General features: G+C 38.5%; 17 protein-coding genes. 12 read left to right on the top strand and 5 right to left on the bottom strand.

All coding sequences use genetic code 11. From position 1 onward, the window contains the following. Positions 1-7: 7 nt before the first annotated feature. The 3 genes from WIW72_RS02305 to WIW72_RS02295 are packed head-to-tail and all read right to left on the bottom strand — an operon-like array spanning position 8 to position 1,257. Complete coding sequence (locus WIW72_RS02305) at positions 8-439, bottom strand: DUF2286 domain-containing protein (RefSeq protein ID WP_337701423.1); 432 nt, start codon at positions 437-439, stop codon at positions 8-10. Beyond that, positions 439-921: a protein-lysine N-methyltransferase gene (locus tag WIW72_RS02300; RefSeq protein WP_156006165.1), complete on the bottom strand. Its 483-nt coding sequence runs from the start codon at positions 919-921 to the stop codon at positions 439-441. The genes WIW72_RS02305 and WIW72_RS02300 overlap by 1 nt, the downstream gene beginning before the upstream one ends. Positions 922-945: 24 nt before the next feature. After that, positions 946-1,257 (bottom strand): hypothetical protein, encoded by a 312-nt coding sequence (locus WIW72_RS02295; RefSeq protein WP_337701425.1) that lies wholly within the window; start codon positions 1,255-1,257, stop codon positions 946-948. Positions 1,258-1,292: 35 nt separating this feature from the next. Here WIW72_RS02295 and pgsA point away from each other — a divergent pair, with 35 nt between their 5' ends. Then, positions 1,293-1,880: an archaetidylinositol phosphate synthase gene (gene pgsA / locus WIW72_RS02290; RefSeq protein WP_337701426.1), complete on the top strand. Its 588-nt coding sequence runs from the start codon at positions 1,293-1,295 to the stop codon at positions 1,878-1,880. Here pgsA and WIW72_RS02285 read toward each other — a convergent pair. After that, positions 1,862-2,785, bottom strand: coding sequence for a DNA primase regulatory subunit PriL (locus WIW72_RS02285; RefSeq protein ID WP_337701428.1), 924 nt, complete (start codon positions 2,783-2,785; stop codon positions 1,862-1,864). The genes pgsA and WIW72_RS02285 overlap by 19 nt on opposite strands. A 53-nt stretch (positions 2,786-2,838) precedes the next feature. Here WIW72_RS02285 and metG point away from each other — a divergent pair, with 53 nt between their 5' ends. Next, positions 2,839-4,575, top strand: coding sequence for a methionine--tRNA ligase (gene metG / locus WIW72_RS02280; RefSeq protein WP_337701430.1), 1,737 nt, complete (start codon positions 2,839-2,841; stop codon positions 4,573-4,575). On the opposite strand, the gene WIW72_RS02275 is transcribed toward metG, so the two are convergent. After that, positions 4,567-6,684, bottom strand: coding sequence for a V-type ATP synthase subunit I (locus tag WIW72_RS02275; protein ID WP_337701432.1), 2,118 nt, complete (start codon positions 6,682-6,684; stop codon positions 4,567-4,569). The genes metG and WIW72_RS02275 overlap by 9 nt on opposite strands. Before the next feature lie 69 nt (positions 6,685-6,753). Here WIW72_RS02275 and WIW72_RS02270 point away from each other — a divergent pair, with 69 nt between their 5' ends. The 10 genes from WIW72_RS02270 to pdxS are packed head-to-tail and all read left to right on the top strand — an operon-like array spanning position 6,754 to position 14,817. Beyond that, positions 6,754-7,056, top strand: coding sequence for a V-type ATP synthase subunit F (locus WIW72_RS02270; RefSeq protein WP_337701434.1), 303 nt, complete (start codon positions 6,754-6,756; stop codon positions 7,054-7,056). Between the two features lie 6 nt (positions 7,057-7,062). Continuing rightward, positions 7,063-7,635: a V-type ATP synthase subunit E gene (locus WIW72_RS02265; RefSeq protein WP_337701436.1), complete on the top strand. Its 573-nt coding sequence runs from the start codon at positions 7,063-7,065 to the stop codon at positions 7,633-7,635. Between the two features lies 1 nt (position 7,636). Then, positions 7,637-9,418: an ATP synthase subunit A gene (locus WIW72_RS02260; RefSeq protein WP_337701438.1), complete on the top strand. Its 1,782-nt coding sequence runs from the start codon at positions 7,637-7,639 to the stop codon at positions 9,416-9,418. Continuing rightward, on the top strand, positions 9,418-10,815 hold the full coding sequence (locus WIW72_RS02255; RefSeq protein WP_337701440.1) for a V-type ATP synthase subunit B: 1,398 nt from the start codon (positions 9,418-9,420) through the stop codon (positions 10,813-10,815). Before WIW72_RS02260 ends, WIW72_RS02255 begins: the two co-directional genes overlap by 1 nt. Continuing rightward, complete coding sequence (locus WIW72_RS02250) at positions 10,812-11,453, top strand: V-type ATP synthase subunit D (RefSeq protein ID WP_156006183.1); 642 nt, start codon at positions 10,812-10,814, stop codon at positions 11,451-11,453. Before WIW72_RS02255 ends, WIW72_RS02250 begins: the two co-directional genes overlap by 4 nt. Further along, complete coding sequence (locus tag WIW72_RS02245; RefSeq protein WP_337701441.1) at positions 11,446-11,604, top strand: ATPase; 159 nt, start codon at positions 11,446-11,448, stop codon at positions 11,602-11,604. The genes WIW72_RS02250 and WIW72_RS02245 overlap by 8 nt, the downstream gene beginning before the upstream one ends. Before the next feature lie 19 nt (positions 11,605-11,623). Next, positions 11,624-11,920, top strand: coding sequence for a V-type ATP synthase subunit K (locus tag WIW72_RS02240; protein WP_337701443.1), 297 nt, complete (start codon positions 11,624-11,626; stop codon positions 11,918-11,920). Positions 11,921-11,974: 54 nt separating this feature from the next. Beyond that, on the top strand, positions 11,975-13,426 hold the full coding sequence (gene proS, locus WIW72_RS02235; protein ID WP_337701445.1) for a proline--tRNA ligase: 1,452 nt from the start codon (positions 11,975-11,977) through the stop codon (positions 13,424-13,426). Positions 13,427-13,461: 35 nt separating this feature from the next. Next, positions 13,462-13,749, top strand: a complete 288-nt coding sequence (locus tag WIW72_RS02230; protein ID WP_337701447.1) for a 30S ribosomal protein S26e — start codon at positions 13,462-13,464, stop codon at positions 13,747-13,749. 57 nt (positions 13,750-13,806) lie between these two features. Next, positions 13,807-14,817 (top strand): pyridoxal 5'-phosphate synthase lyase subunit PdxS, encoded by a 1,011-nt coding sequence (pdxS, locus tag WIW72_RS02225; RefSeq protein ID WP_337701449.1) that lies wholly within the window; start codon positions 13,807-13,809, stop codon positions 14,815-14,817. Position 14,818: the final 1 nt, after the last annotated feature.

The following is a 14,818-nucleotide window of genomic DNA, read 5'->3' as shown; positions in this document are numbered from 1 at the left end:
AAACAATTTACTCTTCTTCTTCCTCTTCTTCTTCAGTAGTCATTGGTTTCTGTGAAGTAGCCTGAATAGCATAGTCAGTTAATTCCTTTTCTACGTTCTCATCGATATAGGGAGACACCACGTAAACCTTCATATCACGATAATCTGAGTCCATCCATCTGTTATCAAAACTTATTATATATACTGGTATTTCTGCTATAGCTTCAGTCTTTGTCCTAGATTTTAAATAGCCCTTAATTATTTCGTAAACGTTGGGTTTTAGGGGCAGGGGTATTTTAACCTCGTACATGTCCCTCATTATCGTGAAGTCTGAGGAGGTCTCATTCCATTCCTTTAAGGCACTAGAAGCTATCTCCCTTAATACCTTGTCAAACTCTCCCTCGACTATATCTTTTTTAGTTATATTTCCGTCCTCACTTCTTAATATTAAAACCTTCATTAAGTTTCACCAATTACGTAAAGATAAACAAGGTGTGTCATATTTCCGTCCTCAACTTTTACGACTTCTTTAGGCTTCCATCCTCTCATTTCGAACTCGTGAGATACTATCCTTGTTCCCGGTTTCAGCTCTTTCTGGAGCTTAGGCATTAACATTTCGTTTACATTTGTTAGCAGGAACATAGTTACGACTGTTGCTTCTGAAATATCTACCTCAAAGAAGTTTCCTTTTACAACATGGGCTATTCCCTCTACTCCATTTCTCTTTATATTCTCGATTGCTTCTTTTATTCTTTCGTCGTTTATTTCTACTCCGACAGCTTTCTTAACATGGAACTCCTTAGCAGCTGTTACTATTATTCTGCCATCACCGCATCCTAAGTCATAAACTATGTCCTCTGGGCCAGCCTTTGCTATTTCCAGCATCTTTCTTACTACCTTCTCTGGTGTGGGTACATATGGCACATGTGGAACGTAACTCACGTTTCTCACTTATACTAAAACTATTCAGGTAATATTTTTAATTTTGTTAAGAGCTTCTTCCTTCCCCTTCTCGGGATCAGGCTGTAATTTCTGGTTAAATGGCATTTGGGTTAGAACTGGTACTATTTTTCCGTCTTCTGTTTGTATCAGCAATTGTGGTAGGAATGGCATTCCAAAGTCGTCCTTCTCGCCGTAATCTGTTAGGAAGCTGTAGTCCTCTATTTTTATCTCCTTTTCTATATTTAACTCCTTACTCAAATCTTCAGTAACTTTTAAAAATGCTTTATGCGAAGGATGAGATTCGGATGTTACCAAGATCAGTTTTTTAGCTTTCATAGTCCCATTAAAAGTTCGGTAAGTAGTTAATAACGGTGTTGGTTATGATAACCAGAGTGAGGAATCAATCTAAGAAGATTCTTCAACCTATTGCTAAAGGTTTAATCAAAATGGGTCTCACTGCAAATACTGTAACTCTACTGGGTCTAGTCTTGTCCTTTGTGTACTTACTAATTATGTATATATTCAAAAATCCACTTCTGGGGGTTTTACTTATAGCAATATCAGCTTTTATGGATGCACTTGATGGTGAAATAGCGAGGTTGGCTAATGCTGCGGGAGTAAAAGGCAGCTTCATTGATAGTAGCTTGGACAGAATTGAGGATGTTAATTACCTCCTAGGTTTAGTGATCCTTGGTTTTTCGTCATTCCTGACATCTCTCCTTATAGGGCTGTCATTAGTTATCCCCTATCTTAGAGCTAAGGGAGAATCTTTAGGCTTAACCAAGATCGAAGGTAGGGGTATAATAGAAAGAGGGGAAAGGATTATATTTACGATAATCGTCCTATTCGTATCTTTCTTTTCGTTTAAAGTAGCTTCGTTCATTCTAGCAATTTTCTGTCTTTTATCCGCAGTAACTGTAGTGCAAAGATTCTATTACGTCTACAGAAGCTTACCATAATACAATTGTAATGGGTTTTTGACTCCGCAATCATTTACACACAAACCTAACTCTTTTAGCCTTTCACAAGAGTAAACTATAACTCTAGTCTTCTTAGTTTCCTTCACTATCTCCTCTGGAGCAAAGCCCCTGGTATCAGCTCCTATGTCGATAATATATGTCAAGAGTATCTTCTTTTCCTCTTGGGTAAGATTTTCTTTTTTCTTCATTAACTCCATAATGCAGGGTGGAGTTTTTCTTCCTTTAATTTCATCAGCTAATTTCTTTATTTCTTCTGGAATGTCAGTAAGTTGGATCTGTTTAATTATGTTCATTATCCTCTCTCTGATTTTGTCAGTTATTAGGTCGACTAGTTCATTCTTGTCTAAATATACATTACCCTTTTGTAAGACGTGTTTACGTAATGAGAATTTTTCGTCTCTTTTCCTTAACTCTTTCGAATACTTTAAGTACTCAACAAAATTAATAGCAAAAGGGAGTCTTATTGACCTTATTTTTTTACCCTGATACTCACGTAATTCTATTTCATCAGTGTTAACATTAATTCCTAATATTTTTGCTATTTCAACTACTACGTCTGGTTTTTCCATCATTAATTGCGATTTAAAAACATTTACCTCATTCTCAACGAACTTCTCTGTAAGGATTTTACTTCCTAACGCGGACAAAATAAGTAAGGATAAATAAAAGGTTAAGACCGTGTCGCCGTGGAGCTGTGAGTATGGTACATTTAATTTTTCTTTCATAACGTTCTCTATTCTACTCCTTGCTTCATCAAGTTTTTCTTTACTAGTAATTAATAAGTCTTTTATAGTTATTGAACTGCCGTACTTTTTGAGTTCATCTTCGAGGCTTTTGAGGAAAGGGTATTTAGAGTAGTCTATTAGTGCCAATTCAAAACTCATCTGATTAAGAAATTTTATAAACTTATATTCCACGCGTGAGCAAAGTGTGATATATGAAAATATTCGTAGCTTCAGCCTGGCCCTATGTTAATTCGGTTCCACATTTAGGCAATTTAATAGGTTCGATTTTGTCAGCCGACGTCTTTGCTAGATACGCTAGAATGAAGTACGGTAAGGAAAACGTAGTGTTCGTGAGCGGAAGCGACGAACATGGGACTCCGATAGAAATTGAGGCTAAGAAAAGGGGAGTTCACCCGAAATTACTAACTGATCAAGCCCATGAATACGATAAAAAATTGTTTCTGGAAACGTGGAAGATAACATTTAACAATTACACTAGGACAGAATCTGAAGTTCATAAGGAATTCGTTAGAAGTTTCCTGTTGAATCTGAGAAAGTACGTAAAAGTGGAGGAAGACGAGATACCTTATTGTGAACATGATAAGCTCTTCTTACCAGATAGATTTATCAAGGGAACTTGTCCTTACTGTGGATTTGAAGATGCTAGGGGTGACCAATGTGATAATTGTGGTAGGCTATTGACTCCTAAGCTACTGATTAACCCGAAATGTGCCTTATGTGGTAGTAAACCCGTCCTTAAACTGACTAAACACTGGTTCTTTGATTTATCTGAGTTTAACGATAAGATAAGGGATTGGATATCTTCATCTCCTTACATGCCAGACAACGTTAAATCAGTAGCTTTAGGTTGGGTTAAAGAGGGGTTAAAGCCAAGGAGTATTACCAGAGATAATGCTTGGGGTATTCCCGCTCCGTATGAAGGAGCTGAGAACAAAACTGTGTATGTATGGTTTGAGGCTTTGTTAGGTTATATATCTGCTACTATTGAATATTTCAGGAAAGAAGGTAATGAAGAAAAATGGAAGGAATTCTGGTTCGGAAATGATGTCAAGAGCTACTACTTTATAGGTAAAGATAATATTCCCTTTCATGCGGTTATATTACCTGCAATGCTAATGGCTTCTGGGGAAGGTTACGTTCTTCCTACAGTAATTGCCTCTACCGAGTATTTACTTTACGAGGGACAGAAGTTCAGTAAAAGTAGGAAGATAGGAATATGGATCGATGAAGCCAAGGAGTTAATGGATATCGAATATTGGAGGTTCGTTTTAATAAGGCTTAGACCAGAAGAAAGAGATACTAATTTCACTTGGAGAGAAGCGGTAAGAATTGTGAACACCGAGCTCAACGACGATATAGGGAATTATGCTAACAGAGTTTTGTCTATGGTCAAGAGGTACTTCGGAGGAGAGGTACCTACTCACGACGAGAGCGTTTATAATGATGATGATAGAAAGTTTGTCAGTGAAATAAAAGAAGCACCCAAAAAAATGGGAGAGATGATGGAGTTAGGTAAACTAAAGGCTGGTACTGAAGAACTGTTAAAACTCGCTAGAGACGGAAATTCTTACCTAAACTTAAGGGCTCCGTGGAATTTAATTAAAACAGACAAGCAGCAAGCGGCAAACGTGTTATATATAGCTACAAATTCGCTGAGAACTATTGCCATTATGATATACCCATTGATGCCCGATCACGCATCTAAACTGTACTCGCAAATAGGGTTATCAGGAATTGAGAACGAGAAGTGGGATAACGCTGGAGACTTTACCATCAAACCCGGACAAAAAATAGGGAATATAGAGCCATTGTTTAAAAAATTAGACTTACCTATAGAGGACGAATTCAGGCTTCATGAAGAAATTCATAGAAAATTAGAAGAAATAAGAAAGAAAGTAGAAAAAAATAGACCTGAATTATTAAGATAAAATTTCTACGTAAATTACTTGCGGTTCGAACTTTCTTCCTTTTCCTTCATAGAACTTGCTAAACATTTCGTAGAAGTGAAGCCTCATGTCTTGTATAAAAACTATTAAACCTTCTAATGCTATCGCCAGTAAGTTTCCGATTATTATAATCACCAACGCTATGGGGTTTGTTATTAACGCGATAACCGTCGATGGTTGTCCAGCTGCTAGATACCCCATATAAGAGAATGCATAGAGTATGTAATAGTGGGCTACGGCAAATACTAACACTCGTATGAAGGAAATAGTGTTAGACAGTAACAGAATGCCGGCTTCAAATCCTCCTTCTATGAAACCGAAGACTATAGCTCCTACAGCAGACATCTTCTCATGTTTACGTAGAATTATAACTTTTCCAGCCCAGTTATAAATTAACGCTAGTTCTACCCAGATCACCAATATATCGGCAAGAGTTTGTGTAGATCCAGCTGCTGGTGAACCGGTCTTAAACAAGAAGTAACCAATTCCTCCGAGCAAAGTTTCAACTTGTCCTATATAATTCGATAAGTTCGTAAGACCGTAGGTAAATATTATAAATGGTACTGTGTAGATTAATAAGATAGGCAATCTATCTAGCACTAAGAACTCAGGATCTTTCTTCTTTATTGCATTAATTACTCCTAGTAAGGAGCTCACGAACAAGAGTATGGAACCTAACAATAAGGACAGTATTATTGAGTTAACTATACCTTGTTCAGCTCCACCAGTAGGTAATATGTATTTTATCTGTTCGTAAACGGACTGAGGAACTGGCCATATGTTATAAAGTGGACCATTTGGATACGCCGGATTATTTAATAACTCTCTGAGCCCTCCTACGGCCAACGGACCGAAGAATTCTCGAGCCAAAATCCCAGTGATCATTGCGATTATGCTGCCGTAGATTAAAACTAAAGAGAGTTGTTTAATGTTATTACTCCCCTTCTTTTTACCGTAGTTGTAGAACCACAGCGAGAAAATGAAAATAACTAGAGCGTTACCAAAATCTGGGAACATGAGACCAAAGAGGAACGGGAAGGTAATTATTAAGAATACTGTAGGAGATATTTCCCAGTAGGATGGAACACCATAAAGTTCGATTACCGATTCTAAAGGTTTAATGGATTTTGGAAGTTCAACATAAGTAGGTGGAGTCTCTCCTTCATTTTCTGCATATCTCTTAGGGTATTCATATGTGATAAACGCTAAGTCTCCTAGTTCGTCCAAGAGGTTCTTAAGTTTCTTTTCACGGAGGAAACCTTCTATTTGTACGTAGTATTCTGACACTCTAGCCTTGGAGAGAATTGTCATCGCATCTCTTACGGTTAGTAGCCTACCATAGGTCTCTGCTATCCATTCTCTATCTTGTTCTACCTTACTAATTAGTTCCTTCCTCCTTTCTCCAAGAATAGACTGAAGGTACTTAATTTTTTCCTGAACGTTATTGTAAGCCTCTTGAGGTGAAATCATGTCTGGAGTCTCGAATCTTCTGACACCTATTTCCTTTAATTTAGTCTCTAAGTTTATCCCCTTCGGTCCAGTTATAATACAGGCGTTTTTATTCTCTGCAAAAGGATTACAATATACTGCAATTCTCTCGGTTTTCTCTAAGTTGTTTCTCTGCTCGTTAGATAATATAACGAGTGCTACTTCAAAATATTCAGTTTTGTATAGTAGATCTAGACTTATTCCTATGTCCTTGAAGGGCTCTATTTCACTTAACTGAGTATTAAGGGATTCTAACTCAGCCCTGAGTTTCCCTATTTCTTCCAGTAATTCCTTGTATTTCTCTTCAATTTTGGAATATTCTTTGTTAACCTCGGTCGCGGTCTCAAACCAGTCGGAGACCTTTAATTTACCCTTAGGTTCTATTTCAATTCCTCCAAGTTCCATTATTATCTTTATTTTGTTGATATTTTCACTGGTTTCTCCTAGATTCCTCCTAGCCTCCTCATATTTATATTGGGATATTGGTGCTTTAGAGTCGTCAACTTCAAATGCATTTAAATTCAGCAACTTAGTTACCACATTATTAACGTTTCGTTTGTCTGTAAGTATTTCAACCCTAACCATCGTCTCAGGAAGAATCACAGTGATTCACTATGATAAATCAGGTATGTCTTAAAAATATTTAATCTCCTTTTAAAATGATAATTAACGATGGGTAAAGTAGTAGTAGTAGGGGACAGATATACTGTTAACCTTTTCAGGATGATAGGTACTGAGGGCTTAGTGCTTGATGATCCACTCAATCTTGAGGACACATTGGTTAAGTTAAAAAAGAGAGAAGACATAGACTTAATATTGGTCGCAAATGACCTATATAATCCAGTAAAGGAAAAAATTGAATCATTGGTAATAGACCAGAAAAAACCACTAATTACTGTTATTCCAACTCCCTTTAGTCAAGGTCAGCCCCTCGATGTGAAAGGCTTAATACTTAGAGCTTTAGGATTTGGGTGAGAATAGATGAAATTTGAGGAATTATTAAATTCATCATTAGAGGACGTGAAAAAGAAGAACCAAGAAGAACTAAAAAAAGCTATGGTTGAAGCTAATACGATTGTAGATGAGAGATACAACGCTATTCTTTCGGAGTATACACAAAAGATCACGGATTATATCAGGAAGAATGAAGATAGGGTAAAAGGCGAGCAAGCGAAACTAGAAGTAGAAAATAAAAGGCTTATCAGTAAGGAGAAAGACTATTGGATCTCCCAAGTGTACTATAAGGTAATGGAGAAAATACCGGACTTAGTGTCTGATACTAGATACAAGCAAGGGCTTGAAAGTATAATAGCAAGAGAGGCTAAGAACGGCTCCGTGATTTATTGTTCTTCACGTGATCTAGGAACTGTTAAAACTATTCTATCATCTAAGAAGATAAACGCTAAGGTCGAGGAGGATAAGAACATAAGGGCTGGGATTAAAATTTTCTATCCCGATCAAAGTTTGGTGAGAGACTTTACGCTTGAAACAATTTTAAATCAGATGTTCGATGATTTAAGAGACGAAATAGCTAAAGTTCTCTTCGGTGAGTAAGATGGCAGGAGAAGGTCGTGTTATTCGTGTTAATGGACCTCTAGTAGTAGCGGACGGAATGAGATCAGCGCAAATGTATGAAGTAGTAGAAGTAGGAGAACCCAGATTAATAGGAGAAATTACCAGAATTGAGGGCGATAAGGCATTCATCCAGGTTTACGAGACTACTGACGGCATTAAGCCCGGAGACAAAGTATACAGAACTGGCGCTCCCTTATCAGTTGAATTAGGTCCCGGACTACTAGGAAGGATATTTGATGGTCTACAGAGACCACTGGACTACATTGCAAATGTCACTAAATCACCCTACGTTAAAAGAGGAGTAAAGATACCGGCACTAGACAAGAACAAGAAATGGCACTTCACTCCTACCATAAAGAAAGGAGACAAGGTGTCAGGCGGGGATATAATCGGTGTAGTCCAAGAGACAGAGCTTATTCAACATAAAATATTAGCCCCCCCTAACGTTCATGGTGTTGTAAAAGAAGTTGTGACTGAAGGTGATTACACAGTAGAGGATGTTATAGCTACTTTAGATGTTAACGGCGATACGAAAGAGCTCAAAATGTATCATAAATGGCCCGTAAGAGTTCCGAGACCTTTCAAAGAAAAGTTAGAGCCTACAGAACCTCTATTGACGGGTACCAGAGTAATTGATACTATATTCCCTATGGCAAAAGGAGGAACGGCAGCTATACCAGGTCCATTTGGAAGCGGTAAGACGGTAACATTACAAAGTTTAGCCAAATGGTCGGCAGCTAAGATTGTAATTTATGTGGGATGTGGAGAAAGGGGTAACGAAATGACAGACGAGCTAAGACAGTTCCCTAAGCTAAAGGACCCATGGACTGGAAAACCATTACTTCAGAGAACAATATTAGTTGCAAACACTAGCAACATGCCTGTAGCGGCGAGAGAGTCAAGCATATACGTAGGAGTTACTATGGCTGAGTATTTCAGGGATCAAGGTTATGACGTATTATTAGTAGCTGACTCAACCACTAGGTGGGCGGAAGCATTAAGAGACTTAGGAGGTAGAATGGAGGAGATGCCAGCAGAAGAAGGGTTCCCAAGTTACTTACCTTCAAGGTTAGCAGAGTATTATGAGAGGGCTGGAAGGGTAAGGGCAATAGGGAACCCAGAGAGGACTGGCTCAGTGACGATAGCTTCAGCAGTATCTCCTCCAGGAGGTGACTTTACCGAGCCAGTTACCAGTAATACATTAAGATTTGTGAGAGTGTTCTGGCCTTTAGATGTCTCGTTGGCTCAAGCTAGGCACTTCCCAGCAATAAACTGGATCCAAGGGTTCTCTGCTTACGTAGATTTAGTAGCTTCGTGGTGGCATAAAAACGTTGATCCGAATTGGTATGATATGAGGAATACTTTGGTGAAAGTCCTTTTAAGGGAGGATGAACTCAAACAAATAGTGAGGTTAGTAGGTCCCGAGTCACTGTCAGATAAGGACAAGCTAGTTCTAGAGGCTGCAAAATTAGTGAGAATAGGATTCTTGCAACAGAATGCGTTTGATGAGATAGACGCTTTCGCTACACCGCAAAAGCAGGCTAAAATGATGCATGTGTTATATACGTTCTATACTCAAGCTAACGATTTAATCAGTAAAGGAATACCTTTGAAGAAGATATTAGAAAAAGTTGGGTCATTGGAACCAGAAATTATAAGGATTAAATACTCAGTAAAGAATGATGAACTAGCGAAAATAGATGAGATAGAGAATAAATTAAAGGCAGCTTATGACTCATTACTAAAGGAGGTGTCAGGATAATGGAAAGCATGAACCTTAGAGAATATTCGAACATCTCGATGATTAAAGGTCCTCTAGTGGCTGTACAAGGAGTAAATGACGCTTCTTATAACGAGTTAGTAGAAATTGAATTGGCTGACGGTATCAAGAGAAGGGGGCTAGTAGTAGATTCGCAATTAGGAGTTACATTTGTCCAAGTTTTCGAAGGGACCACTGGTATCTCACCTACAAGTACAAAGGTAAGGTTCTTAGGAAGAGGGTTGGAGATAAAAGTTTCCGAAGAGATGCTAGGGCGTATATTCAACCCGTTAGGTGAACCTTTGGATAACGGTCCACCAGTCATATCAGGCGAGAAGAGGGACATTAACGGAGATCCCTTAAATCCAGCAGTTAGAGAATATCCAGAAGAGTTTATCCAAACCGGAATATCTGCAATTGACGGCATGTTGTCATTACTGAGAGGACAAAAGCTCCCTATATTTAGCGGGAGCGGTATGCCTGGTAACATGATTGCTGCTCAAATCGCTAAACAAGCTACTGTTAGAGGTGAAGAGAGTAATTTCGCTGTAGTCTTTGGTGCAATAGGAATAAGATATGACGAAGCATTATTCTTCAGGAAGTTCTTCGAAGAGACTGGTGCTATAAACAGGGTTGCGATGTTCTTCAGTCTAGCTAATGAACCACCATCGTTAAAGATTCTAACACCAAGAGCGGCTTTGACTCTAGCTGAATATTTAGCTTTCGAAAAAGATATGCATGTATTAGCAATACTCATTGATATGACAAACTATTGTGAAGCACTTAGAGAACTAAGTGCTTCTAAAGAAGAGGTCCCTGGTAGAGGAGGCTACCCTGGATACATGTACACTGATCTAGCGACAATCTATGAGAGAGCAGGTAAAGTAGTTGGTAAAAAGGGTTCAATTACTCAGATGCCAATTTTAACGATGCCTAATGATGACATTACACATCCAATTCCGGACTTGACCGGTTACATAACCGAAGGTCAGATAACCCTTGATAGATCATTATATAATAAAGGAATATATCCACCGATTAACGTCCTCATGAGCATTTCAAGGCTTATGAGAGACGGTATAGGAGAAGGAAAAACAAGAGATGACCATAAGGACTTATCTAACCAACTGTTTGCGGCATATGCAAGGGCTCAGGAAGTAAGAGGGTTAGCTGCAATTATTGGTGAGGATAGCCTTTCGGAAGTTGATAGGAAGTATTTACTGTTCGGAGAACAGTTCGAGAGAAAGTTCATAAGTCAAGGGTTCAATGAGAATAGAACTATAGAACAAACACTAGACATTGGATGGGAAGTCCTCTCTGTGTTACCAGAGTCTGAGTTAAGTCTAATCAAGCAAGAATACATAAAGAAGTATCATCCCAACTATAGGGGTAAGAAATGAGCTCAAGGAAGATTTTACCTACAAAGATTAATCTGATAAACCTTAGGCGACAAATCAGATTAACTAGAACTATTAAGAGACTTTTGGAAAATAAAAGAGAGGTTTTGTTACTGTACTTACGTCAATATGCTGATGAGTATGAAAAGACCTACGGTGAGGTCAGCAAAGTTTTATCGGATGTATACTCTACGTATTTAAAAGGCGTTTCGGCTGAGGGTATAGCTACTATAGAACAGTTTGCGAGTTCTGTACCCTCCAGCCTTGAGGTTAAGAGTAATACAAAGCTCCTCTTCGGTGTTAGAATTCCGATAGTTGAGCTAAATGAGGAATCAATTCAAAAACAGCCCTTCGGTGACGTAGAAATATCACCTTATATACTAAAATCAAGGGAAGAGATTGCAGAGGCTTTCAAAAAAATACTGCTTCTTGTTGAGATGGAATCAGCTATAAGGTCACTTACTCTTGAGCTGAGAAAGACACAAAGGCTTATAAATGCTATAGATACTTCTATACTTCCTTATTATAATTCTTCAGCTAAGTACATTAAGAGCGTATTAGATGATAGAACCAGAGAGGAGTTTAGTAGGTTAAAAATGATTAGGAGAGTTCTACAGAGGAGGAGGATGGAAAGTGGCTGAACAATACGTGAATATGTTAAAGATTAAACTCGATGAAAAGAGAAAAGAAACAATGTCGCAATTAAATGCTGAGTTTGAAAAGATAGTTAAACAAAGAATGGATGACTTTGAAAACATTAAAAGAAATATTTTAAAGGAAGTAGAAAAATAGTTTAACGGAGTGTTCTACTATGAGGAAAATCCTGCTCGCATCTCTACTAATACCAATATTAGTAACTACGCTAGCTTCAGCTCAAACTAGCTCAGGTACAGAGGTTGCCGGAATTAACATCGGTGCAGGTCTCGCAATAGGTTTAGCTGCAGTTGGTGCTGGAGTTGCTGTTGGAATGGCAGCTGCTGCAGGTATAGGTGTATTAACGGAAAGGAGAGACATGTTCGGTACAGTTCTTATCTTCGTGGCTATCGGAGAAGGAATCGCAGTATATGGTATACTGTTCGCAATATTAATGTTGTTCGCAAAAGTGTGAACGTGTTAAAAGACAAAAATGCTTTTTTAGTTCCTCGTTTTCTTTCCTCTTACTATGAAAATAACAAGAGAAAAGTGGCAGACGAACTTTTCTGAATGGTTCGAGTGGGTACTAAAAGAAGGCGAATTCTACGATTATGGGAGATATCCAGTCAAAGGAGTAGGAGTCTGGTTACCCTACGGTTTCAAAATAAGAAGGGCTGTAACTGACTTAATTAGGAACTTACTTGATTCCACGGGACATGAGGAAGTACTATTCCCTATGCTTATCCCCGAAGATCTGTTGCGTAGGGAGTCGGAGCACATAAGGGGTTTTGAGGGTGAGGTATACTGGGTAACAAAGGGAGGTAAGGATGATCTAGACGTTAAATTAGCGTTGAGACCTACTAGTGAGACTTCAATTACCTTCATGGAGTCTCTGTGGATAAGTAGTTACAAGCAACTACCTAAGAAATATTACCAAATAGTGAGTGTTTTCCGATACGAGACCAAAGCTACGAGACCCATGATAAGGCTCAGGGAGCTAACTACTTTCAAAGAAGCGCATACTCTACACGAGACTTATGAAGACGCCGAAAGACAAGTCAAAGAGGCAGTGGAAATCTACAAAAAGTTTTTCGACGAACTAGGAATTCCTTATGTTATATCGAAGAGGCCAGATTGGGATAAGTTTGCAGGTGCTGTCTACACTATTGCGTTCGATACGATAATGCCAGACTCAAGGGTTATGCAAATAGGTACGGTACATCATCTAGGACAACACTTTACAAAAGTGTTCGACTTCAAGATACAAAAGAAAGACGGTTCATTAGAATATCCTCATCAAACAAGTTATGGGATTTCAGACAGAGTGGTCGCTGCGTTAATCGCCATTAACGGAGACGATCACGGCCCGGTCTTGAATCCTAAAATAGCACCTATAAAAGTAGTAATAATTCCTATACCCGCTAAAGATGATGAAACTAATAAGAAAATCACAGATTATTGCGACGGTATTGCGGAGGAATTAAATAAGAATTCAATAAACGCAGTTATTGATAAAAACCCTGAGAAGACACCTGGCGAGAAGTTTTATATCTGGGAATTAAAGGGTGTCCCCTTAAGGATAGAGATAGGGCAAAGAGAGGTAAACAATAACACGGTATATATTAAAAGGAGAGATACATTACAAGGCATTTCGATACAGAGAAGTGAATTAGTGAAAAAAGTTTCCGAGCTCCTAATGAAGATCTCGGAAGATTTGAAGAAAAATGCTTGGGAAATGATGAAGAGTAAAATAATATATACAGACGATCTAGATGAAGCTAAAAAGACGTTAGAAAATAGGTCTGGTATAGTAGAAGTACCATGGTGCGGGGAGAACGACTGTGGTTTGAAACTTGAAGAGCTTACTAACAGTAGGGTGTTAGGTTCTCCATACGACTCATCAAGAGATGTTTCAAATAAGTCGTGTGTGGTTTGTAAAAAACCAGCTAAGGATACCCTTAGGCTAGCAAAAACTTATTAAAAGGAGTGATATGGTTAAATTAAGGGTGTTAATTTTTGCCTAAGAAAAGAGAGAATAGAGGTAGAAGGAAAGGCGATAAGGGGCATGTAGGTTATATTTCTTGCGATCAATGTGGTGCTAGAGTACCAGAGGATAAAGCAATATGTGTAACTAAACCATACAGTCCAGTAGACCCTGCTTTAGCAGCTGAACTAGAGAAGAAAGGAGCCATTATAATGAGATATCCGGTAACGAAGTGTTATTGTGTTAATTGTGCGGTTTACTTAGGTATTATAAAGATTAGAGCTGAAGAAGAAAGGAAACAAAAGGCAAAACTTTATTGAGCTCCCCAAGTACTCTTTTGACAAAGTTTTTTAAATTTACTTTGCTCATCTCTTTTTATGAGACTTTACGAGTTAAGTTTTTATGAGATTGAGAGTTTTTTCTATAAATTAGCTGAACTCAGGGATATCCTTAAAGATGAAAATCTATTGACAGTATCTCCAATCCTTGAGAAAGGTGATGTAGTTCAGGGTACATCAATGGTAAGGCACGCTTTTCCTATATTTCAGAAAGGTGGAGTAGTAATGGATGTAACTAACGTCACACAGGCTCAAATAGCTGAAGATGCTGGAGCTACTGCTGTGATGGTCTTAGACAAGCTACCTTACGACGTGAGGAAAAGTGGCGGTGTAGCGAGAATGGCTGATCCAAAAATTATTGAGGAAGTAATGAACTCTATTACGATACCCGTTATGGCGAAGGTAAGGATAGGACATTATTATGAAGCTAGGGTGCTAGAAGCACTAGGAGTAGATATGATAGACGAGAGCGAAGTCCTTACACCTGCTGACGAGGAACATCACATAAACAAATGGGAATTCAAAGTACCCTTCGTCAACGGTGCGAGAAGTTTAGGAGAAGCCTTGAGGAGAATTAATGAAGGAGCATCAATGATCAGAACTAAAGGTGAAGCTGGAACTGGAAACGTAAGTGAAGCTGTAAAGCACATGAAAATAATAAACAATGAGATAGCCCAATTGGTGTCAATGAATGAAGAGGACAGATTAAAGAAATCTAGGGAGTTACAAGTTCCTTATCAATTAGTAGAACTAACTGTTAAGCTCAAGAGGTTACCGGTTGTTAACTTTGCGGCTGGAGGAATAGCTACACCTGCTGATGCTGCCCTAATGATGTGGTTAGGTGCTGACGGTGTTTTCGTAGGCTCTGGAATATTTAAGAGTTCAGACCCAGATATAAGGGCTAAAGCAGTAGTTTTAGCAACTGCCAACTGGGAGGACCCTGAAATTGTGTTAGAGGCACAAAAAATGATAAGCGAAAGCAAGAGTATGATGGGTATTGATATAAAGTCGCTTAAGCCAGAGGAGTTGCTGCAAGTAAGAGGGAGTTAAA

Origin of the sequence: Stygiolobus sp. CP859M, from assembly GCF_037389975.1 — an archaeon.
Taxonomy (GTDB): domain Archaea; phylum Thermoproteota; class Thermoprotei_A; order Sulfolobales; family Sulfolobaceae; genus Stygiolobus.
This window is presented reverse-complemented; position numbering and strand designations above follow the sequence as displayed.